This window comes from Bacillus sp. FSL W8-0640, from assembly GCF_038007725.1.
Taxonomy (GTDB): domain Bacteria; phylum Bacillota; class Bacilli; order Bacillales; family Bacillaceae_G; genus Bacillus_A; species Bacillus_A cereus.
Genome location: NZ_JBBOXT010000002.1, coordinates 442,281 through 462,345, shown reverse-complemented (window position 1 = coordinate 462,345; position 20,065 = coordinate 442,281). Strand labels below are relative to the sequence as shown.

Genomic DNA, 20,065 nt, shown 5'->3' with positions numbered 1-20,065 from the left:
TATAGTTATTCTGAATCACTTTATTTTTAAAAATTTAACTTCATTAGATTTATTTAATTGTAGCCTCCACTTTTATTTGTTCTTTTTGGGTATTGTTATCTATAGCTATATATATTTTTTCAATTTTATAGACGGTATTTCTTGGCAATAATAATTCGTATTGCCCTGGGTACGCAGTCAAGTCATCTGAATTCATATAAGCACCATGAGTCCCAGAGCCTACCTTAAATTCTGTCATAACTGGTCTTGTTTTGGCATATCCGGCATCAATAAGTATAGAAGTGCTTATATACCCAAATTCTGTTGTTGTTTTTCCTTGGAATTTTTTTTGTATTTCCTTGAATTTCTCCCTATCAACCTTGCCGTTTTTTATTATGGAATTATCATACTCCTTTCCAAAAATCCATGCATCATCCCCTCGATACACTTTTATATTGTCATTCACTTTTGCCTCTTTTCTATTTAATGCTTTATCTAAGGATTCAATTTTTTTCTTCATTGTAGGATCAGAATCTAATTTACCCGCATGCATTCTTAAAAATTCATTATACGGTCTTGCATTTTTTGTATAATCTCTTATGGCAGATTTCTCTTCTTTACTCCACTTATTAAATTGTTTTTTCCCCCAAGCATCAGCTTCTTCTTTGTTTGTACACAGCTTATATTTGTCTACATTATTACAGTCCTTGGGTTTTGACGGTATATTTCCTATATATCTTGATGTAGATTGAACCGTCACATTATCGTTTGGCTCACTCATCGCAAATGTAGATGTAGTACCACCAAATACAGTTAAGCTTAATGATAGAATAGTAGCTATAGCTAGACTTTGTTTTTTCATATTAAAACTCCTCTTATTCTGTATTTTTTAAAAATTAAAGGTTGCCATACCAAAGGAACAAACTTATTTATTGAACATTATTTATTAATTTGTTTGTATCAAATCTCAGAGTCCTTAATTATCTCCTATTAAATTTTTTTGATTCTGCCAAACTATAAAGAACCCTATAGTAAGAGGTATCCATTCTCCAAAACTATGTTTATATAGATACGTAAAGCCATCATGACTATGAACTTTTATAAATGGATAACATAGTTATAAAACAAAAGAAAAATATCATTATAAAAATAGTATTCATTTCAAAGAATAAACAACCCCATAAGAACTCGTATCTTAATAGTTATTCCTACAATTTATCTCTGGTTATTTATTGTATATAAAGTGAAGTACGCATTGTATTGAATGGGAAATTAATAGAGGTTTTTTGATATTCAAATGTCCCCTGTTGATGTCCAGATGCATCCCACTTATAATACCAACCAACAATTGGGTTGCCGCCAATTACAGTTGATCCAATACTCTTTACTGCTGAACCATTCATTTTTGCAATTGGATTTTGTCCATACCCAATCTCTTTTGTGTAAATATATAGGTAACTTCCCCCATGGTTTCTTGTTGTACTAAAGCTATTAGTATTGATAGTCTCTATCCCACCTTGCTCAGACTCTACTTGTACAACGTTTAATGAAGATAATGGTGCTGCAGGACCAGCAGATGCCTCTGTTGCCATTCCTAAACCTACAAATGTAGTGATTGCTAACGATGAAATCCCTAAAGTTACTTTTTTAAACATATAAGATCCCTTCCCTCCATTTATTGTATATCATCACAAACATAACTTTATTCCCTAAATATGTAAATAATTTGAAGTTTTATAAAAATAAGATGGAATATTCTGTTTTATATTTCTACAGTTTTTATCAACACAAGAGATAGGATTTTCAAAGCATTTAGGGGTCACACCACATCGCTATCAAGTTAAGCCCATACAACGTTAATTATAGTAGAGGTTGTTTCTTTTTTTAAAGCTACGTGTAGGGAATTTAAAGATTTGCATACGAAATAAACCCTAATGGGTTTCAATTTTTTGATTTAAGCCGCTTGATTATCAAACATGGTACAATTGTAAATGACACCTAATATATCAAAGACTGTTTTCTTCTCATATCGATGAGATTTTCTCCCGTTTTGCTGTAGGAGGTTGAACAGGCGAAGTAATACCTTTGATAGCTCTTGGGTGTCTTTTTGTATCGATTGGAAAAGAAGAAAAAAGTAATCTTTAATCATATATATGGCCTTATATTCACTCAGTTCTCGTTTCTTTTTCATAAGAAGTAATTGCCGCATTTGAAACATGGTAGAAGAACAAAGTAGAATGGCAATCAGTTGCCCATACAAATGGCATTCCAATCGTTCTCGTTTTATTTTTTTACAATGATGAATATGAAAGAATGATTTCCATGTTTTAAATAAAATCTCGATTTGCCAACGTAAAGAATACCAATCATGTACTTGTCCCATCGGGACAATATCTATAGGGGTATTTGTCATATATACATTGATACCGCTTAGTCGTTTACTACGAGCAGAATACTTCATTCCTTTCTTTTTTTCTCTTACCGTTTGATCATGTAATCGTTTTCGTTGCTGTTCTTTTGTTAGTCGATGAACAATCATACGAGCTGGTACTTTATCAGTCATTCCCACATAAGCGTCGGATATTTCATATGTTTGTCCTGGCTGAAGAGAATTCATTAAAACCTCCATATCTATTTGGATATACTCTGTACCCTTCTTAATTCTGCCATCTTGAAAATAATCAGGGTTTGGATTTTTTTGATAAATACGTGTATTCGATTTGATACGTGAGATATAATAAGCCTTTTTATCTTGTATATGTTGAAGATCTTTCAAATGAAAATAACCTAAGTCTCGGATACATAAATCATTCGCTGTTACAGTTGGGGCACACAGGGAACCGTAGGTTCGATCATGTTGTTTACCTGGACCTGTATGAATATGAAGGAATTGTCCACTTAATAAATCATACTCAAGCTGTATCTTTACTCCCGCTGTATGGCTGCATCCTCCCGCACCAGGATAAATTGATGAAAATATATCCTGAAGTTGAAATGCAGTTGAATCTAAAATACGAATACGCTTGAAAACAGAAGTATATGGATAAGAAATTGGCATAGATGAGGTCAGTTTTTGGTTTAGTAGTTCAGCTAATAGGTGTTGTAAAAATTGAACAGCCGCTTTATTAAATCGTTGATTCAAGCCCTCAGGGCTGATGAGTACTTCTGTTGATGCTTCTAAACAGCTAGATAACTGAGTTAAAGAAGTCATAGCTACATTTTGGCTCAGCCATACACATAAAGCGACTAAATCTTTTGCTCGGTACTTACTGGTTCGTTGTACAAAGCCAACATCTCTAGCAAGATTTCGTAAGGCATTTGGAGATAGGGCACTTTGAATCTCTTGAGCAAATAGTTGTAATTCGTTAGACACAGAAACAGACATAAAAAACGCCATCCTTTCCTATGATTCTACAGAAAGAATAGCGTATTTTTTCATTATTTTATAGTAAAATAGGTCTCATGGTATGAATGTACAATTTAGATATTTGCCCAATGAACCATATGCTTTTAGAACTGAGAAAGACCTTGAAACAAATAAGTTATATATTTAAGACAGTAATGTTCCAAGCAGTATAGATGGGAACGTCAAGAACTTAAATGATTTAAGATTCACACTATATAAAAGTTGAAGTATACGACTAAGGAAAGAGTGCTTTGCAGTGTGCTGCATATTCAATAATTAACCTTACGTAGGAAGTGCTTATATGAAAAGCATGAAAAATGTAATATTGCTAGTAGTATGTTTCATATTTTTAAGTGGTTGTAATCAAGTTAATGAAGATGAGGTACAAAAATATATAAAAGAAAAACACGGAATCGATGTTGTTGTAACACATATGAGCCCTTTAAATGAAAATAATATGGGACATGCATACCATACTGTGCAAGTAAAGAATAATAAAAATATTCAATTTCGAGTAGAGGTAGATGGTCTCTTCTATTCATCCATAAAAAGTGATGAATACAAATATGGAAAAAAAACATATGAGGCATATCAGAAATTCCAACCAACTCTAGAAGAAATAAAAAAGTTAGGGTACGTGGAAACTAAAACTGATAACACTCTTCAATATTTGTCAGAGGATAGAAGGTCAGATGAAGGAAAACCAACTAATGAATTATTATTAACTTTGCAAATGAGTAACGAGATTGACTTTAGCCAATTTGAATCAGTAGAATTAGATCGTTTATATACTCTATTTCAACTCATCCAGAAAAATAATAAAAAGATAACAGAACTTGAAATTAAGGATTATAATGGAAAATCTTTAGGTGGACCTTTTAAAAATGTGCAAAAAATGATAACAAAAGAAGAGCTGTTATTAACAATGAAAAAAACGATGAACAATACGATAGACATTTATTTGGAAAATTGGATTAAAAATCATACAAAAATAGAAGAGAGATTAATTGCAATTCAAAACAATCGTTTTGAATTACAAGGTATTACTTATGCAAATTTGGAATATATGGATGTTCGAGGATATAAGGTGAATTTAATTATTAATACCGGTAGTAATGAATTTGAAAATAATCCCCTTGTAATTAAAGATTTAATCAAGATAACCACAATCCTTAAAGAAGAACTATATAATAAAAAATTTCAGATATACTTACAAACTAAGAATGGAACAAGATATACACCTTGGTTATCATCAGAAAAAATTAAAAAAGCTATTAACATCGAAGAACTTGTAAAAGAGCGATATCCTAAGAATTAAATTTAAAGTACTGTTGCTGTTTGTTATTTGATGGGAAAGCATGATATTTCGATTTGTTCCGCTAGCTTGCAAATTAGGGTTCTGTTGTAAAGTTTATTAACAGGTAGAAGGTTAGAATAAGTATAGTCGGATCTGATTTAAGAGGAAGTACGACATCATCTTAAATTAGGGGCACAGACACATGCCCATCAACCCAAAGTTTTATTACACCCCCAGAACGAAATTTTTAGGATTTCTTGTAACGAAAAAGCTTATTTATCGTTTTGGGGGTGAACTGTTTTCTTAGGTTGATGGCAATGTGGTGTGACCCCATCGCTATCAACCTAAGAAAATACAACTATCCCAGAACAAGATTTTGTGCTAATTTGTAATAAAAAAGCTCATTTTTTCGTTTTGGGGCTGATCTGCTTTCTTAAGTTGATGGGCATGTGGAATGCAATATTATTTGGATTTATTTCAACGGACATTATAGAAATTAATAAGTCACTACCACCAATTGCAAATTCAATTATATTTCTTGTTGTAGGAATCTTATCATTTATCTTACTAATACGTTATTTTTTATACGGTGGTTTATTCTAAAACTGAAGAAATTCCTATTTTTAATTACTCTTTAGGCACTGTTTTATCCTTAGTTATCCTTGTTATCCACTTATTTATCGATCAATATCAATGGTTAATTAAAGAGATGACTTCATTAATTATAAATTTTTAATAAACTAGTAAAAAATAATAAAATATAACAAGAATATGTTAAATAGTTCTTAATCTACTTGTAATGGATTATTTTTAATTTAGCCCTTATTGTATTACCTTATTGAATAAAACCTCTTATAAAGGAATCTGAAAGGTCGTTTTTAAGTTATAAAAATTAATTTTTGGATTACATGCAAATAAAAAGAAAAAAATTCCATTTTACGGACCCTTTTTCCTTTTATTTTTTAATCTTAGTGTATTCTGTATTGTCCTGTTAATTGCTCTTCAGCCATTCGAACTAAACGCTTTGTAATTTCTCCACCGACAGAGCCAATCACACGTGCTAATGTATCTATTCCAAGTGTAGCTTCTAATTTACAAGCTGTCACTAAACTTAACTACAAAAGTATTTTTGATTGAATGTAATTTTTTATCAATAGAATAAAATAATACTTTCTTATTGTTTTTTATACGGATATAACCCTTGTTAATCATATAAAAAATACATAATAAAATTAGGTTCTTATATTAAAATCTTACATCAACATATCCGCAAATGAAGTCCCCACATTATTCTTTCTTTTCATATGCTTCTCTAAATAGATTTTTGTTGTTTGGATATTTTCGTGACCCAGTGTTTGCATTAAATGATATAGATCCGCATTTCCTTGTTCAACTGCCATGATTGCAAATGCATGGCGAAATGTATGTGCCGTTACAGGATTTTCACGATACTTTAGAAACTCTAAATTTGTCTTTTTTATCATATCTGTTACCTGATTTGATAACGTTTTTGGATTATAAAAATTTCCTCTTTGATTTACGAATAAAGGACATTCATCTCCCCGATCCAATATAGTTTGGAATCCTCTTCTCCGTCTCATTTCGCTTATACATTGGAATAAATACTCAGGAATGAAAAGTTCACGTGCTTTATCTCCTTTTCCTGTGACTTTTAACCAATACTTTCCGTCATAATGTAAGTCTTTTACTCTCGCGGTGCACAATTCTTGAATTCTTGCACCAGTACTTGCTAGAGCTAGTAAAATTGTATAGTTCACTAAATGCCCTTGTTCTTTATAAAACCCTAAAATTTTCATTACTTCATCATAGGATAGGTCCCGATTTGGTCGATCCTGTTCATTTACATTAGCGCGCTGCAGTTCCTCATGAAGAGGCTTCTCGATATATGAAAAAACATGAAGATGTTTTAGAAAAGAACGAATGAGCACTGTTTTCTTCGCAAGAGTTGCGACCGCGTATGTATCCCCGTTCCTACCGTTCTCTACCCGCTTCAACCAAGCATTATATTTACGAATATGCCAAGGCTGCAATGTTTTTAATAAAGATTCATTTTGCTGTACCTCTTCCCCATTCAATTCGAATGCTTCTGCATGCTGCACCATGCACTGACAAAATGATAAGATTTCAGAAACATAACTCTTTTTCGTATCCTCTTTTCTATTCTTCTTCTCATCCATATCTTTTTGTAAATGTATGAAATGATAAATGACTTCCAAATCACTTAAATACGTATATTTACTCTTCCCCTCTTTTTCTGCAACCTCTATCTTCTCTTCCATCTTATCTACATAACGACTATCATGCAGGAATGGAACCATATCTCTTATATTTTCTACATATGTATCTATCTCTTCACTTTGATTCATTGTTATAGGTAAGTTCTCTTTTTCATTTTGTTTATTCATATTTCGAATCCACCTCTCCTATTGAAGATTATGAGTATAACTCTCTTTATAATCCTTACTTACCATTTTATTTTACTTCTATCCATTATACAAAAGATAATTCATATTCTTTCTGTAAGAATGCTACATTCTTCTCTATTTACTTATACTTATATTTTTTTTATAATTTATTAGAAAGTAGATATCTTTTAATCATTTGCTATTTAACAGTAAAATTATTTTTATAATAAAACAAAATATAAAAACCCATTAAAATATAAAAAGAATTATAAGTATTTTTAAATCATAAATATGTATAAGAACTTTAATGAATTCTAGTTCTTGTTTTAAATATATATCATATTCTGATATGATATATACATATCTAAAATACTAGCAAACGATAGTTAAGGAGGTGTCCTTTCATGACACAAGATTTATTGTTCATTACAAAACCTACTGTAACGACAAAAGAGGCAGCCGGCTTATTAGGAGTAACGGTACAAACAATTTTACAAAAAGAAAAAGATGGATTAATAGAATGTGTATATAAAGATAACTGGAAGCAATTCGGTAGTAAGATTTTTTATTTAGAGGATATTGAACGTTTAAAAAATATTGAAGAGGTTCAAGGATATAGTACAAGAGAAGCAGCTGAAATTCTCAATGTAGCACCATCTACAGTTTTTACCTATATCAAATCTGGTAAATTACCTGCTTCAAAGATTGAAAAACGTGGAAAAGAAGTATATATCATTGATAAAGATGATCTTGAAACTTTTCAACTTACTTATGAAAAAACTACATCAAAAGAGCGAAAAACATTCATTACTAAGATTCAAGAAGAAGAAATTTATCTTTATCAATTATTAACACACCAACATACCGGAAAAACAGCTAGGGTAATAGAGATCAATGGAGCAGACGGCAAGATTCTTACAGAAGACGAAGAAATATTCTCTCTATCCACTTATAAAGAACATGATTACTCCTTTGAGTCTTTCCATAAACAAGCGGTAATTACGAAACGAGGGTATTTATCTTTTTCATTTAAAAAACCTCAGCTATTCCATTCCATCACCTATAATCTAATAAATTTATTTTATAAAGAACTAGGTGTCACAAATATGCGATTGAGTATTTCATCTGATACTATCAAATTAGAAATTAAACCTTTCGTATTACAAGTTGATCCATTGCAGTTTCAAGAGGAGATTAAATACTTACATTCTCATATGAAATCTGGCACGATCCTTCCACATGTAGAAGGTATTTACTTTAAAAGTAATGTAGAGTCATTAACTTTTCATGCAGATCATGAATTCAAGCAAAAAATAGTGCAAATGGCAGCGGACGCAAGTATGGGACAGGAAGAATTCTTATTGCAAGCTGTAAAATCTTATATAAGAAATTTAGAACAACAGTAAATATTTATAAATAATAAGAAGGGTAGAAAATAAATCTTTCTACCTTTTTTAGATTTATAAATTTTAACTTAATATCAATGTGTTATGCTCCCCCTAGTAGAGATAGAATTCAGCATTCAAGAGTTCGTTAAATCTAAGTTTAACGAAAAGTTAAGTGGTGTGGTGTAAGTAAACTCCCCTCCTATTGTACAAGGATATACAAAGACATGAGAATGGATACTTTTTAGACAAGAAAATCTAATCTTTGGAACTTAATTGGACAATAAAATCCAAACTGAAATTATATAAATTTACAAAACTAAATACATGTAATCTTGTGTGAGCGTATAGCTTTACATACTACATTAATGTTATTTATAAAAAAAGACATCCTAAGATGCTTTTCTACTCTGTAACAAATTTAAATACATAGTACATAAAAAATAGACAAGATAGATATGCTAGTCTCCCACCAATCGATTCTCTCATAAATCTCATAAGTATGACTTTGACAATCCATGCTAAAAATAAAGGTACCATAGCAAGTTTGATTGCTATGGTACCTTTATTTTTGGATTAGAAAGGTCAAGCATCCTATATTAACTAAAAATCTATTTTTTTAGTATAGCTACTACAGTTCTTATAGTGGTCCAGCTAATGTAGCATCTGCAATGTGATACTAGAAACGCCTTAATCATTAAAAAAATCTAATATAAGGTTATTTATATACTGAGGGTTCTCCATAGACATCAAATGACCTACATCCCTCACCAATTCTATAGTTAGATTGGTTGATGAATTTTCAGCATATTTGAAAGCTTCCATTGGATTATACATTACTTCATTCTCTCCTAACATTAATAGCATAGGCGTTTTAATTTCGGATAACTCTTGATTTGTAAAAATATATGGGAATCCCTGTTCTATTTTTGTTTCACTTTTTACTGAATTATTCCACATCATTCCTGCTATCAATTGTTCTTGAATAAAAGGATGAATAGTGTACCGATTATCAAAAATCCAATCTAAAAATTCTACTACTCCTTCCCTACTACTTACCATTCCTGAAGCATAGGAAAAAAACAAAGGATGAAAAGGAATATATGTTGCTGCAGGACTCATTATTACAGCCTTATTTACCTTCTCTGGAAAAAATGTCAAGAAGTTAACAGTATGCAAAGCACCATATGACAACCCTACAATGTTTGTTTTATGAATTTCTAATGTATGTAGTACTTCTTTTAACCATAGTGCGTAACTTAAGCGATCTGTAAAGCCTTTTTTGGGAACACTTTTATTTTTATCGCCTAAAATGTCAATACACATTATTCTAAAATGGTTACTCCAGTGTAAAATATTTGGATACCACATTGTCGAACTCATTTTCGATCCATGGAGTAATACGAGAGGTTGTGCTAATTTATTACCACTTTCAATAATATGAGTCTTTCCTTGAGATGTTTCTACAAAATAAGATGAAGAACTAGTTGGCCATAATTTTAGACTTTTCTCATAAGATTGTAGATAATTAGTTTCTTGATATTTTTGTTCTAAATTCTTCACGTTTATTCCCTCCACATAGCGCATCTTCATAGTTCATTTTTAAAATCACAGTAGTTTTACTTTAATTAATACCCATTTTAAATTTAAAGGTTTCAATTTCGTCGACTGCTTTCTTATACCCCCCAGCATTTTTTAAAGATTTCCCAATTCTATGGCTATTTTTTGTATAAATATTATTTGATAACACATGCATTGATGTATTACGTAATATTTCCGGAGTAAGCAAATTACGATCTAACTGGATTCCGGCTTCTAATTCTTCTATTCTTTGAGCAACTATAGGCTGATCTCCCATAACTGGGATAACTAGCATAGGTACACCAAAATATAAGCTTTCACTGGAACTATTCATTCCCCCATGTGTAATAAATAGATCCGTATGTTGTAGAATGTCTAATTGAGGAACGTAATTATATAGCTTAAAATTAGAAGGAATATTTCCTAATTGACTAATATCATTTTGTTCCCCTACAGCTAATATGATAGTAACCGGGCTATCTCGAAATGCTTCAAAACATGTGTAATAAAAGTCAGGTTGTTTGTTAAATACTGTTCCCATAGAAATAAAAACAAGCTTGTTTCCCTTTTCCTGTTCTAAGGAAAAAGTATCTACATCTTTACGCTGTGCAATAGAAGTCCCGACAAATATATAAGAATCATCAAATTCCTCTACATTTGGTTGATACAATTTTGATGTATATACAATTGTAATATCCCCCGGGCATGTCATCACATTTTGTCTTTCATTAAGGGTAATACCATAAATATCTTCCCATTTTTTTAAAATATACATGACTTCCTGATATGAAGGAGATTTTTTATTTTCTTCTCCATGATTTTTCATAAGAGTAGAGGCCATCTTCTTAGTAATGGCAAATGTTGTACATGAAGAAATTTTAGGTAATTGTAATACTTCTGCTATAATCCATCCAACAGCAAAATTATTATCATATATAACATAATCGTATTCTTCTTTTACTTCTTCTAAAATTATCTCTATTATTTTATCCATGGATTTTACCATGTGTAATAATAGTTCTTGAGAATCTATTTGCCTACTCATTCTTTTTACCATGTCTATTTGTAATATGAAATTTTCATATGGTCGAAACAAAGCTCCTGTATTCTCTATTTTACTTCTATACTTTTCTACGCAATAGTAAATAACTTCCTCGCCTCTTTTTATTAGTTCTTCGACAAGTGCAGTTGTCGGATTAATATGTCCTTCTCCTGGAAAATTAAACATTAGAACTTTTGCCATATTATTGTTCCCCCTCTAAAGTTTAATTAACTTTATTATTACTAATATCAATCACGTACTGATATTTGAAGTGAAGGTAAAGATTTTCTCCTTTCATTTTAATGAAATCACCTGTGCTATTAAATGGAAAAAACAATTAAGAAACAAAGTAGATATAAAAATCACATAATTCCCTCTCTCTATTTCACTCATGTATAATAAAAAATAACTAAGAGTAGAAAGGGCTGAATTATGCGCAGATATCAATATTTTTAATCTACCCATCACCAATATAATGGAGGTAAAAGTATTGATTACAGAATTATACACACAAAGATTACATTTAAGAAAAACAGAAGAATCCGATTCATTAAGCTTATTTAAAATATGGTCTGATCCAGATGTTACGAAATTCATGAATATTATTAATTTCACAACTGAGGATCAAGCAAAAGACATGATTAAATTTCTAAACGAGCTGGCTCAAAGCAATAAAGCGCTCCGATTTACTATTATCGAAGCAAAATCTAATCAAATCATTGGTTCATGTGGTTATAATTTCTTAGATTTCGAAAACTCTAAAACTGAGATTGGTTATGATATTTCAAAAGCATTTTGGGGCAAAGGATATGCACCTGAAGCAATTTCCGCTTTATTAGACTATGCATTTACTAATTTAAAGCTAAACCGTATTGAAGCAAAAGTTGAACCTGAAAATCTAAATTCCATAAGTGTTTTAAAAAAATTAAAATTTACATTAGAAGGAACGCTAAGAAAAAGTGAAAAATCAAATGGAAAATTCATCGATTTAAGTATCTATTCGAAACTAATAACTGATTGATTGTACTCTCTCCCCCTATACTTCAATGAAGTATAGGGCCTTTTGATTCCTTAATAAAATTATAAATTAATAAAAAATTGATTTCGTTTCTAGTTACTAACCTCCAACTCAAAACCCTTTATAAAGGTACACTTTTATAGGCATATCAAATGCTCTCTATATCTTTGAACACGTAATAATAAAAAGCGAACCAAAGGGTGTACCTTTTGAAACGTAATAAAAAGAAGAGTTTGCTATGAACTCTTCTCTTTATAAAAACAATGAATAATTTCTATTATTTAATTTACACTCTTCCCTCATAAAAATTTATTTTTTAAAGAGCATAATTATCTGTGTACTCTTTTCATTTACTATTTTAATAACTATGTTGTTAAACTTCCTCTAACAGCAACCACTTTCACCATTAATATCAAATTAACTTCAGTGCTTTCAGTAAGGCGTGTTCTCTTGACTTAGCATCTTCTTTTGAAAAATGTGCATCTGGAAACATAGAAGACAAATGATGGTACCCAGGGTAGACATGTAATTCCACTAAAACACCATCAAAAATCAGTTGTTTCGCAAATGTTAAGGCTTCGTCTATAAATAAATCAATGGTACCTATATTCATATAAGTCGGTGGTAACCCAGCCAATGACTTTGCACGTGCAGGTACGTAATATTCACTTACTTCCTCCAGACCTAGTTCATGCCCTAATACGGATTTCCAGCCAAAATAATTACTTTGTTTTGTCCAAATAAATTCCCCTGCATAGGGATGCTCTGGTGCAATACTCGTACGGTCATCTAGCATTGGCCTTATTAGTCTTAGATGATGGATTTCAAATTCCTTCTGATCACGAATGTATAGGGCTAATCCAGCTGCCAATCCGCCGCCAGCGCTGCTACCCGCAAGAGCAACTTTCTGCGTATCTATTCCTAATTCCTCCGCATGTTCAATACACCATTTTAGCCCTGAATAGCAATCCTCGAGTTGACTTGGCTGAATATGCTCAGGTGCCAGGCGATAATACACAGATACACAACAAAAACCATGTTGTACAGCTAATGATGCATTGCTTGAACGATCAACGGCTGGGCTTCCTAAAACCATTCCACCACCATGGATCGAATAAAATAAGGGCATTCTATAATACTTTGATTGGGTTGGTTTAATGATTTCTATTCGAATATCCGGACCACCAAAATAACTTGGCACAACCTTTTCTTCAAATGTGACAGGGAACATCTGTGTTATATCTATTTGTGGCATCATTTGTGATTGATTCTTACGTGATTCCATTAGGGTAGATTGGGTAAGTGCGTTTGTTGGTATTAAATCAACTGCCCTGATAATTTCTGGATCAATCAAATGTCTACTTCTGCTTTTTTTCTCCGCCATAGTAAAAATCCCCTCACTTTCTTGTTATAAACATAATTTAGTATTAAAATTTCATTTTGTTTTAATCATGAAACAGGATCTATCCAAACCGTTATAAAATCTTTCTAAGAAATAAAAGTCGGCCACCACATGTATTGTTATATCGTTTTTTTATGTTGCTGACATGCTGTCTATTCATATTTTAAAGTGCCAAATAATCTTCTTAAATGGAAACAATGATTTAGAATCATTGTTTCCTATTTTTTTATATAAATAAACAATTTGGTTCTGTTGCAAAGTTTGTTAAATATTATCTGATTTTGATTAAAAGCACTTTGCAGTCTTCAGGTCTCTTGTTTTGCTTAGGTAAAAATCGATTGTATTTTCTTTAAAATCAACAGCACAATACAGATACTTCCATTGACTTTTAACTTTGATATAGGTTTCAGCGACTCTACAGGAGTCATTTATTTTTTTAGGTGATATCGGATTCGTTTGTCGAATTTAGAACTGTACTGATGAATCCAACGGATAATCGTTATATAAGAAATAGATAAGCCCCGTTCCTCCATTATTTCCAATGAATCACGAAAACTGAGGTTTTACCGTAGGTACCATCTTACCGTTAACAAAATAAGACTGAGAATGCTTTCATTTGAATACATTTTTCTTTTCCATACCAATCACGCACTCTTTCTAAAGTAATAGTATCAGTATGTCCAAGATTTATAGATTCATTGCAATGGTCCTTAAATTTTTGCATCAGAATCAATATAACTGCCCTCAAGATGAAGACTTACTTTTCGTAACAAATTATAAAAGGAAATATACGCAGTTAACTGTTAGAGCTATAAAGAAGTTAAATGATAAATATTTAAGTGCATTTGATGAGAAGCATGGCCCTCATAAACTGCGCCATACCTATGCTATAAATCACTATAAAGAAAATAAGGATCTGGCATTGTTACATGATTAACTTGGTCATACTTCTGTCGAGGTGACCAGTATCTATACGAACATCAATAATGAGAAGAAACGTGAGGCGATTTAACGTTTAGAAAGAAGGCAATTCGAATAGTATCAACTCATACATTTTTATTAATCAAACTTGCATATTTTACGTAATACAAAATGTATGTTACAATATCCTCTTCATCCTTAATTATCCAGGGCTTTCATCCGTTTAGAAAACCATCGTAATAAAAAATACGATGGTTTCCTTGTGTTTTTCATTTTGCTTTATCACAAGGTAATTTTACCTTTATATAAGAAACTTCATAACTTTATTTCAAATCTACAAAAGATGTTTAAAAAAGTAGAGTGACATAAAACACTATGTCTCTCTACTAAATACTACTTTCTACAACTAACAAAATATTTTTACTAATTCTTCTGCGCAAATTTTAATGTATCAATACTGGATATCACGAAAAACCTCCTCCAATTTTTCATCTGCACGGTCTGAGAAAAACATATCTAAGTTGGCTTGAGTAATGGCTGCCATTTCTCCAGCGTATGCAAACATTTTGTCTTCATAGATTTTAATTGCATCATCCAAATTAGAATGATTAATGATGGACAGCGCTAGCTCTGCGCCATCCAGCATGGCCAAATTTGCTCCAGCACCAGCAAAAGGAGACATTAAATGAGCGGCATCACCGATAAGCGTAACTCCAAATCTATTTTCCCATCGGTGATGCACAGGGAGCATATAGATTCTTCTAGGGATTATTTCTCCATTCGCACATAAAATATATTTTTTTAAATCGTCTGACCAATCATCGAAATATTCCAACAATTCTTTTTTAGCCTTCTCTGGTTCATGAAAGGGAATGCCACATTCATCTAAAAAATTGTAATTCGTTCGGAACCCTAAATAGATGCGAATTCTACCGTCACCGTTTACTTGAGCCACAAGTGTTTTATTGTCCCCCATTGCAAACATGGAGCCACTGCCATTAAATTTTAAAATGTCTGGATGCTGGTCAGCGACATTCATTATACTTAATTCAATCATGCTAATACCAGAGTATTTTGCACTGGCCTTGCTTACCAGGGGTCTAATTCGGGAGAAAGCACCATCAGCTGCAATGACAAGATCCACAGTAACTTTTTCTCCATGTTCGAATTGAAGTTCATATTGATGATTTGCTACAGGGACAGCCTGAATTAACTTATAGCCCCATTGAACGGAATTGGGGTGTAGAGAATTTAATAGCAAATTTCTTAAATCCATTCGGTCAATCTCGGGCCTGGAATTTTCCTCTTTATCCTGGAAATCATTCTTATAGCGAAGGTGACCATTCTTATTCATAATCCTTAATTCTTGCCCTTCATAACGGCAAACTTTTTCAAATTCTTTCATCAGTCCAGCCACTCGTAGAGCTTTTTGACCTGTATGAGTTTCCAAGTCAAGCGTTCCTCCTTGAGACCGTTCAGTTGACGAAGATTCACGTTCGTAAATCAAAGGTTCAAATCCTGCTTGCTGCAAAATACGCGCAAGAGTTAATCCACCTGGACCAGCTCCAATAATGGCGATTCTTTTTTTTGAGTTGTACATAATAGTAGCCCCCTTTTGTATTTAATAATAAGCAATGTTCACTTTAGTATCAATACATGGTTTGTTTGTGAATTAATGTAAACTCGATATACTTATTCTTTCCTATTGAGATATGGCAAAGGCTCAAAAAATACCCCCTCATACCTGAATTTTTTATTTAAGGGATTACTTATGCTAATTATTAAAAATACGATTTACCCTAGAAGTTTTTGCATCACATTATACCACTTAATTATTTTCCCTTAGTAATACTTCTCCAGAGTCTGGTCCTTAAGTTTTTGTATCAGAATCGTCTATCATGAGACAGTATCTTTGATAAACAATAATTTTTTATGCAATATTGCATAAAAAACACCTGTCACTTTTGCTATAATTTCAAGAGTAAACTGTTGCATCCAACATTTTATAATCTTCTATATTTATTAATATAGAAACCCTAATTAAAAGCAAAAGGGGAAGAATATTGGTGGTTCTTCCCTTTTTGCTTTTTTTTTAACAGTCTAATGCTTTATTCTATAGTCTAAACTATTTTTATTAATGAAACTTATTAAAATTCAAACATATAAAACTTGAGTTAGCAAACTAAAGATAAATACTTCATTATTTTTTCTGCTATATTAAAAAGTTCCTACTCTAAATACAATAAGAAAAGCAAGTACCCCAAAACGAAAAAATGGACTAAAATTTCATATACACCTATGAAAAGACCAAATTTTCTTTTTGGGGGCGCTTCAAAATGTTAGCTAGATGGGTCTGTTGCGTAACCTCTACTATCAAATTTGCGTACGCTTTATATAACTACCAAAAATCCCTATCGTATATCCTAATAAACCGACAACTAAGATATCTCCACCATTTGTAAAAAAAGAATTGGATAAAAGGATGGATGTTTTTTCATTAACAAATAAATGCTTTATAAATGGTGTGATTGCCAATAGACGTACTAAAGCATAAAAAAGGATAACTTGCCAACTTGTAATGGAAGCATCCTTAAATATTATTTTTTGACGTTCATCGCCCTTTGATAATCCTTCACCTTCCCCTGCTAAGTTGCGTGTAAATAAGCTAAATATTCCGACTAAAATAATTATTAAAATAATTTCCATTCTAATCTTTCCTTTACAAATAAATTTATTGTTTATGCATCCAAATTAAGAATTACGCCTTCCAACGAATATATGGATAATTTGGTAAACGATAGGATATAAAAAGACTAAAAAGATTAACGGTTTGTTATGCATATGGTTAAAGTTCCATGTTCCTTCTGTTATAAATAAAATACCTACAGTTAATACATACATTATAAAACAACAAATTGATAAGCTCTTCTGTCTGATATGTAAAAACATTTCATCGATAACATGATCATTCTCTTTTTTATCTTTTAAAATTCTCTTCATGAATAATGATTGCAAAATGAGCGTAGCTACAAATAACGTGGTGATAGAGAGCTGTTGCTTCTGATACCACTCAAGCGCAAGTAAACCTATAATCAAAATGTAAAAAATAGTAAATAAGATATTAATTCCATTCTTCATTTGTTTTTTCTCCTCATCTAGCTTTTATAAATAAACAATTGATTAACTGTTACACCAAGATTTTTCGCCAAATTAAAAGCAAGTTCCAATGTAGGATCATATTTATTATTTTCTATCGCATTAATCGTTTGTCTTGAAACATGACATAATTTAGCTAAATCATCTTGGGAAAGTTTTTTCTCCTTACGTAAAATCCGAATTACGTTCTCCATTTATATATACATCACCCCTAATTTTGTCAAAAACCTTTTACATTATTAGTTTACCTACTTAAGTAATAAATGTCGAAAACTTTTTACATTTTTAAAATACAAACGATGCTCCTCCTACATTTTAGATAGAAAAAAAGCCATCCTTTCCTATGATTCTACAGAAAGAATAGCGTATTTTTCAGTTGAGGGTAATTTAATTTCGTTAGATTAATAGTAATTTGGTGAGATTATAACACAATCATCTCTAAATTATAAATCATTACCAATTCAGTTAACTTTTTGATAGTAGGTATCACTGCAATTAATCAATTATTATACAGTAGTTAGTATATTATTTTTAGTCTCCGGTTGAATCATGTATGTAAGATCAAGGATGATTCAAGAAGATTCTTTATTTCAATAATTGAGTAATTGCTGCTTCAAAATCACATTTTCCATATCCTGCATCAATAGCTGCTTTCATCTGATTTTCCATAACTTCACATACACTGGTATCAATGTTATTATCCTCTAATGTTTTCATTACCGTTTGGAGTCCATGCGCATGAACATCCAAGGATGCGACGGTAACATCTTGGAATTTGCCAGTGTAGTTTTCTAGATTATCAGGCAAGTGGGTAACCAGTTGGTGACCCACCACTGGAAGCGCTGCCTTAATATGTTTGCAATACTCGGAGATAGGTAATTTGTTTCGTATACAAAGCGCTGAACCTAGAAGGGCAAACCAATAAAGACCGAATTGCAGAGCTGACGTGCTCATCTCAATTATTTCTGCAAAGCGAATGTCTGTCCCAACAAAATGTGGCGAAGAAAGTGCCGAAAGTTGATCTTCAATTAGGTCAAAAGCCTCCTTGGGGCCAGAATATACAAGATATGCGCGATGTGTGCCAATATCGTGAGGATAACAAATAATCACACTTTCAAGGGCGATAGCGCCTCTGTCTTTAATCATTTGCTCAAAAATTTGGGCTTGAGTTGGGGTTGTTGTAGTAGTGTTTACAATGATTTTCCCTTTGATAGCTTTCGATTTGCATTGTTCAATAACCTGCATTGCTATCCTATAATCTGGTAAGTTTAACAGAACGAAATCGCAATCTAGAGCGTCATCCAATGATAATTTGAACGTAGCTCCTTCAGCTACAAATGGCTTGGCTGCCGTGGGATTTTTATCGACAATGGTAATAGTATGACCTGCTTTCATAAACGCGCGAATCAGAGCGATTCCCATAACACCACAACCAACTACAGTAATTTTTGACATAAGCGACCTCCAATATGATTTATTTAGTCCACTTGGACTAAATAAATCATATTACTCATATCAAGTTTCGTCAATGTTTTTTGAATAATCAAAAAGATCATAGCGTAATATTTGCTAGCACAGCATCTATTCTTGACTCATCTATCTTTTCGTGAAGTGAATAAATAAGAAGCCCATCAATAATGATTAAAACTGCTTCTGCCTTATATACCATGTGGTCATCCTTGCCTCGATAAACCTCTTCCAAAACACGTTTGATGGACTCTCTCCAATCGTTATAAACATTTTTGATTGCAGACCTTATTTCCATATTGTATTGACCCATAGTGCTTATTTGCGTGAAAGCCCACGATTGTTTTTGATGACTTATCAAAACCATATCTTTGATGAAATGTTTTACTATCGTTTGTGAACTTTCGTTGAGATTGGCGTTATTTTGTTTATACTTTATGTACCAATGCTCAATCCCCGTTTTATATGAAATAGCAAAAAATTCGATATAAGCCAGTAGAAGTTTCTCTTTTGTATTAAAATAATAGTTGATTTTTGAATGAGCGATTTTGGCCTTTGCTGCGATATCTCGCATAGAAACCTTTAGAAGAGGCTTTTCCTCTAAACATTGCTGAAGTGCATGCAGTATTTCATGCCGTACCTGTTCTCTGTCAACAATAAGTGGCATATCTTTCCTTCTCCTTTTCTAATTTAATGTGCCTGATATCTTTTTCCAATCGATACCTCAACACATGAGATTATAGCACATTATTGACCTGTTTGATCTTGAGTATTTTTGCTTTTAGTTACCCATCAATCCAAGATTATATAACTTTAATTTCACGTAAGTTTTTTCTTTTTTTTAATATCAGTCCGATTTATTTAAAAATAGGAAACTTTCCATCACCATCCACTTAAGAAATTGATTGTTGTCCAAAACGAAAGAATTGAGCCAAATTCTCATGAACAATTGTAAAAAGTTGAAATTTTCGTTATGGGGATAATT

General features: G+C 31.9%; 17 protein-coding genes and 3 pseudogenes. 5 read left to right on the top strand and 15 right to left on the bottom strand.

Annotated features, from left to right (window positions below; genetic code table 11):
* Window positions 1-49: 49 nt before the first annotated feature.
* From N2V80_RS29465 to N2V80_RS29455, 3 genes are all read right to left on the bottom strand, one after another.
* Window positions 50-841, bottom strand: a complete 792-nt coding sequence (locus N2V80_RS29465) for an ADP-ribosyltransferase (RefSeq protein WP_061655144.1) — start codon at window positions 839-841, stop codon at window positions 50-52.
* Window positions 842-1,208: 367 nt separating this feature from the next.
* The gene (locus N2V80_RS29460) at window positions 1,209-1,634 is read right to left on the bottom strand and encodes a DUF4879 domain-containing protein (protein ID WP_061655145.1); all 426 of its coding nucleotides are present in this window, start codon (window positions 1,632-1,634) and stop codon (window positions 1,209-1,211) included.
* A 299-nt stretch (window positions 1,635-1,933) separates the two neighbouring features.
* The gene (locus tag N2V80_RS29455; RefSeq protein WP_061655146.1) at window positions 1,934-3,364 is read right to left on the bottom strand and encodes an IS4 family transposase; all 1,431 of its coding nucleotides are present in this window, start codon (window positions 3,362-3,364) and stop codon (window positions 1,934-1,936) included.
* Between the two features lie 322 nt (window positions 3,365-3,686).
* Here N2V80_RS29455 and N2V80_RS29450 point away from each other — a divergent pair, with 322 nt between their 5' ends.
* The gene (locus N2V80_RS29450; protein WP_061655147.1) at window positions 3,687-4,703 is read left to right on the top strand and encodes a hypothetical protein; all 1,017 of its coding nucleotides are present in this window, start codon (window positions 3,687-3,689) and stop codon (window positions 4,701-4,703) included.
* A 426-nt stretch (window positions 4,704-5,129) separates the two neighbouring features.
* Window positions 5,130-5,285 (top strand): hypothetical protein, encoded by a 156-nt coding sequence (locus tag N2V80_RS29445; protein ID WP_253859332.1) that lies wholly within the window; start codon window positions 5,130-5,132, stop codon window positions 5,283-5,285.
* Between the two features lie 365 nt (window positions 5,286-5,650).
* Here N2V80_RS29445 and N2V80_RS29440 read toward each other — a convergent pair.
* Together N2V80_RS29440 and N2V80_RS29435 are read right to left on the bottom strand one after the other, a co-directional pair.
* Window positions 5,651-5,767: pseudogene (locus N2V80_RS29440) on the bottom strand (small, acid-soluble spore protein, alpha/beta type); the annotation flags it as partial.
* Window positions 5,768-5,935: 168 nt separating this feature from the next.
* On the bottom strand, window positions 5,936-7,108 hold the full coding sequence (locus tag N2V80_RS29435; RefSeq protein ID WP_061655148.1) for a tyrosine-type recombinase/integrase: 1,173 nt from the start codon (window positions 7,106-7,108) through the stop codon (window positions 5,936-5,938).
* 404 nt (window positions 7,109-7,512) lie between these two features.
* On the opposite strand from N2V80_RS29435, the gene N2V80_RS29430 reads away from it, so the two are divergent.
* Window positions 7,513-8,514 (top strand): helix-turn-helix domain-containing protein, encoded by a 1,002-nt coding sequence (locus N2V80_RS29430; protein ID WP_061655149.1) that lies wholly within the window; start codon window positions 7,513-7,515, stop codon window positions 8,512-8,514.
* Window positions 8,515-9,183: 669 nt separating this feature from the next.
* Here the strand turns inward: N2V80_RS29430 and N2V80_RS29425 are convergent.
* Both N2V80_RS29425 and N2V80_RS29420 read right to left on the bottom strand, forming a co-directional pair.
* Window positions 9,184-10,056 carry an alpha/beta fold hydrolase gene (locus N2V80_RS29425; RefSeq protein WP_253859335.1) on the bottom strand — a complete coding sequence of 291 codons (873 nt, stop codon included), beginning with the start codon at window positions 10,054-10,056 and terminating at the stop codon, window positions 9,184-9,186.
* 61 nt (window positions 10,057-10,117) lie between these two features.
* Window positions 10,118-11,317, bottom strand: a complete 1,200-nt coding sequence (locus N2V80_RS29420; RefSeq protein ID WP_061655151.1) for a macrolide family glycosyltransferase — start codon at window positions 11,315-11,317, stop codon at window positions 10,118-10,120.
* A gap of 289 nt (window positions 11,318-11,606) precedes the next feature.
* Here N2V80_RS29420 and N2V80_RS29415 point away from each other — a divergent pair, with 289 nt between their 5' ends.
* Window positions 11,607-12,137, top strand: coding sequence for a GNAT family N-acetyltransferase (locus N2V80_RS29415; RefSeq protein WP_000627284.1), 531 nt, complete (start codon window positions 11,607-11,609; stop codon window positions 12,135-12,137).
* A gap of 409 nt (window positions 12,138-12,546) precedes the next feature.
* On the opposite strand, the gene N2V80_RS29410 is transcribed toward N2V80_RS29415, so the two are convergent.
* Together N2V80_RS29410 and N2V80_RS29405 are read right to left on the bottom strand one after the other, a co-directional pair.
* Window positions 12,547-13,518, bottom strand: a complete 972-nt coding sequence (locus tag N2V80_RS29410; protein ID WP_061655152.1) for an alpha/beta hydrolase fold domain-containing protein — start codon at window positions 13,516-13,518, stop codon at window positions 12,547-12,549.
* A gap of 306 nt (window positions 13,519-13,824) precedes the next feature.
* Window positions 13,825-14,175 (bottom strand): annotated as a pseudogene (locus N2V80_RS29405) (DDE-type integrase/transposase/recombinase); the annotation flags it as partial.
* An 88-nt stretch (window positions 14,176-14,263) separates the two neighbouring features.
* Here N2V80_RS29405 and N2V80_RS29400 point away from each other — a divergent pair.
* Window positions 14,264-14,548 (top strand): annotated as a pseudogene (locus N2V80_RS29400) (tyrosine-type recombinase/integrase); the annotation flags it as partial.
* A 360-nt stretch (window positions 14,549-14,908) separates the two neighbouring features.
* On the opposite strand, the gene N2V80_RS29395 reads toward N2V80_RS29400, so the two are convergent.
* From N2V80_RS29395 to N2V80_RS29370, 6 genes are all read right to left on the bottom strand, one after another.
* A complete protein-coding gene (locus tag N2V80_RS29395) occupies window positions 14,909-16,057 on the bottom strand; it encodes an FAD-dependent oxidoreductase (RefSeq protein WP_061655154.1) in 1,149 nt (382 codons plus the stop codon).
* A gap of 773 nt (window positions 16,058-16,830) precedes the next feature.
* The gene (locus N2V80_RS29390; RefSeq protein ID WP_061655155.1) at window positions 16,831-17,163 is read right to left on the bottom strand and encodes a hypothetical protein; all 333 of its coding nucleotides are present in this window, start codon (window positions 17,161-17,163) and stop codon (window positions 16,831-16,833) included.
* A 45-nt stretch (window positions 17,164-17,208) separates the two neighbouring features.
* Window positions 17,209-17,595 carry a hypothetical protein gene (locus N2V80_RS29385; protein ID WP_061655156.1) on the bottom strand — a complete coding sequence of 129 codons (387 nt, stop codon included), beginning with the start codon at window positions 17,593-17,595 and terminating at the stop codon, window positions 17,209-17,211.
* Between the two features lie 17 nt (window positions 17,596-17,612).
* On the bottom strand, window positions 17,613-17,807 hold the full coding sequence (locus tag N2V80_RS29380) for a helix-turn-helix transcriptional regulator (RefSeq protein ID WP_061655157.1): 195 nt from the start codon (window positions 17,805-17,807) through the stop codon (window positions 17,613-17,615).
* 391 nt (window positions 17,808-18,198) lie between these two features.
* A complete protein-coding gene (locus N2V80_RS29375) occupies window positions 18,199-19,068 on the bottom strand; it encodes an NAD(P)-binding domain-containing protein (RefSeq protein WP_061655158.1) in 870 nt (289 codons plus the stop codon).
* A gap of 97 nt (window positions 19,069-19,165) precedes the next feature.
* Entirely contained in the window at window positions 19,166-19,747 is a 582-nt protein-coding gene (locus N2V80_RS29370; RefSeq protein ID WP_061655159.1) for a TetR/AcrR family transcriptional regulator, read from the bottom strand.
* Between the last annotated feature and the right edge of the window lie 318 nt (window positions 19,748-20,065).

What these genes read in the sequence shown, in the direction of transcription:
- N2V80_RS29465 (WP_061655144.1), bottom strand. Translation starts at nt 841, where the DNA reads ATGAAAAAACAAAGTCTAGCTATAGCTACTATTCTATCATTAAGCTTA.
- N2V80_RS29460 (WP_061655145.1), bottom strand. Translation starts at nt 1,634, where the DNA reads ATGTTTAAAAAAGTAACTTTAGGGATTTCATCGTTAGCAATCACTACA.
- N2V80_RS29455 (WP_061655146.1), bottom strand. Translation starts at nt 3,364, where the DNA reads ATGTCTGTTTCTGTGTCTAACGAATTACAACTATTTGCTCAAGAGATT.
- N2V80_RS29450 (WP_061655147.1), top strand. Translation starts at nt 3,687, where the DNA reads ATGAAAAGCATGAAAAATGTAATATTGCTAGTAGTATGTTTCATATTT.
- N2V80_RS29445 (WP_253859332.1), top strand. Translation starts at nt 5,130, where the DNA reads ATGTGGAATGCAATATTATTTGGATTTATTTCAACGGACATTATAGAA.
- N2V80_RS29435 (WP_061655148.1), bottom strand. Translation starts at nt 7,108, where the DNA reads ATGAATAAACAAAATGAAAAAGAGAACTTACCTATAACAATGAATCAA.
- N2V80_RS29430 (WP_061655149.1), top strand. Translation starts at nt 7,513, where the DNA reads ATGACACAAGATTTATTGTTCATTACAAAACCTACTGTAACGACAAAA.
- N2V80_RS29420 (WP_061655151.1), bottom strand. Translation starts at nt 11,317, where the DNA reads ATGGCAAAAGTTCTAATGTTTAATTTTCCAGGAGAAGGACATATTAAT.
- N2V80_RS29410 (WP_061655152.1), bottom strand. Translation starts at nt 13,518, where the DNA reads ATGGCGGAGAAAAAAAGCAGAAGTAGACATTTGATTGATCCAGAAATT.
- N2V80_RS29395 (WP_061655154.1), bottom strand. Translation starts at nt 16,057, where the DNA reads ATGTACAACTCAAAAAAAAGAATCGCCATTATTGGAGCTGGTCCAGGT.
- N2V80_RS29390 (WP_061655155.1), bottom strand. Translation starts at nt 17,163, where the DNA reads ATGGAAATTATTTTAATAATTATTTTAGTCGGAATATTTAGCTTATTT.
- N2V80_RS29385 (WP_061655156.1), bottom strand. Translation starts at nt 17,595, where the DNA reads ATGAAGAATGGAATTAATATCTTATTTACTATTTTTTACATTTTGATT.
- N2V80_RS29380 (WP_061655157.1), bottom strand. Translation starts at nt 17,807, where the DNA reads ATGGAGAACGTAATTCGGATTTTACGTAAGGAGAAAAAACTTTCCCAA.
- N2V80_RS29375 (WP_061655158.1), bottom strand. Translation starts at nt 19,068, where the DNA reads ATGTCAAAAATTACTGTAGTTGGTTGTGGTGTTATGGGAATCGCTCTG.
- N2V80_RS29370 (WP_061655159.1), bottom strand. Translation starts at nt 19,747, where the DNA reads ATGCCACTTATTGTTGACAGAGAACAGGTACGGCATGAAATACTGCAT.